The 1,357-nt window shown below is 63.7% G+C and carries 1 protein-coding gene; it reads left to right on the top strand.

Annotated features, from left to right (window positions below; all coding sequences use genetic code 11):
* Positions 1 to 290: 290 nt before the first annotated feature.
* Positions 291 to 617, top strand: coding sequence for a GIY-YIG nuclease family protein (locus tag BRAS3809_RS05785; protein WP_008961163.1), 327 nt, complete (start codon positions 291 to 293; stop codon positions 615 to 617).
* Positions 618 to 1,357: the final 740 nt, after the last annotated feature.

The following is a 1,357-nucleotide window of genomic DNA, read 5'->3' as shown; positions in this document are numbered from 1 at the left end:
TCTGGCGGTCGCGCAAGGCGAGAGAGTGGAAGATCGAAGCACGCTGCTCATCGTCCGGTGTGCAGCGTCGCCTTCGGCTTTCGAAGCGCGCTGCTCGCGGTCTGCTGTGCAGGGCCGCCGGCCTTCAACCCTCATGGTGAGGAGCGCCGCGCCGATCAGGCAATTGTGGGGTATGGTCATTGTTCGCGGCGCGTCTCGAACCATGAGGCCCTCGGTCGATCCAAGCCTCTAGACGCCAGCCTTGCAGCGGGCTCCTCAATATGCGGAGAGAACGGGCACGATGACTGCCAATGATCGAAGGCGCCTATGTCTACATCCTGCTCTGCGCCGATGGCCGCCTCTATGTCGGCACGACGCGGACCTCGCTGGAACTGAGGATTGCCCAGCACAATGACGGCAGCTTCGGTGGCTACACATTGACCCAGCGTCCCGTCAAACTGGTCTACGCGCAATGGTTCGAGCGGATCACGGACGCGATCGAAAGCGAGCGCCGCCTGAAGAGATGGAGCCGCGCCAAAAAGGACGCGCTGATCCGCGGCGATCTCGATGCACTGCGCAGCCTCTCGGCACGCCGAACGGATTTCGAGCGGGGATCTGTGCGCAAGCCGAAGACGTAGTTATGAGCACCGACGCATGATCGACGTGCAGCACAGAGTTGGGCCTGCTGCGCCGACTTCGGACCCGCTGGTGAGGAGCGCCGCGGATCAGGTCAATTCCCAAGCCAAGTCATCGTTCGCGGCGCGTCTCGAACCATGAGGCCCCCGCGAGGCCTCGCCCTTCTAGACGCCCGCCTTAGGGCGGGCTCCTCAGGGTGAGGGTATGGCAGTCGCGCGCGGCGAGAGAGTGTAAGATCGAAGCGCGCTGCTCACGGTCTGCTGTTAAGTGCCGCCTGCTTTCGCCCCTCATGGTGAGGAGCGCCGCGCCGATTTTGTCAATTAAAGGCAAGGTCGCCGCTCGCGGCGCGTCTCGAACCATGAGGCCACCGTCCGGGCCTCGCCCTTCGAGACGCCCGCCTTGGGGCGGGCTCCTCAGGGTGAGGGTCTGGAGATCGTGCGGGGCGAGTCAGAACGAGATCGGAACGATGAAATTTCACGTCGGCTCCAAGAATTGTATTGCCATTTTTCCGAAATCATGTTCTACTCCCCGCATCCCGTCCTCATGCAGAGGGGCGTGCGCGTCGTCACGATACGTTGGGGCGGGGAGCGGTGGCCGCGAGACTGTCAGGTGCTGATGCGCTGGACGATTGGCAGCTTGCGGACGGTCAAGCCGTGTGGTCCTGGCGCCCCGATGCTGGCGCCAAGCCTCGATGACATGACGTGTCACGAGGTGACGGGGGCAAGACAGCCCGGTCCCCGGG

This window comes from Bradyrhizobium sp. STM 3809, assembly GCF_000239795.1.
Classification (GTDB): Bacteria; Pseudomonadota; Alphaproteobacteria; order Rhizobiales; family Xanthobacteraceae; genus Bradyrhizobium.
The sequence above is the reverse complement of the archived record's forward strand: the minus strand, read 5'-3'. Positions and strand labels throughout refer to the sequence as shown.

Bases quoted from the DNA above. Each gene is read 5' to 3' on its own strand.
- BRAS3809_RS05785 (WP_008961163.1), top strand. From the start codon at position 291: ATGATCGAAGGCGCCTATGTCTACATCCTGCTCTGCGCCGATGGCCGC.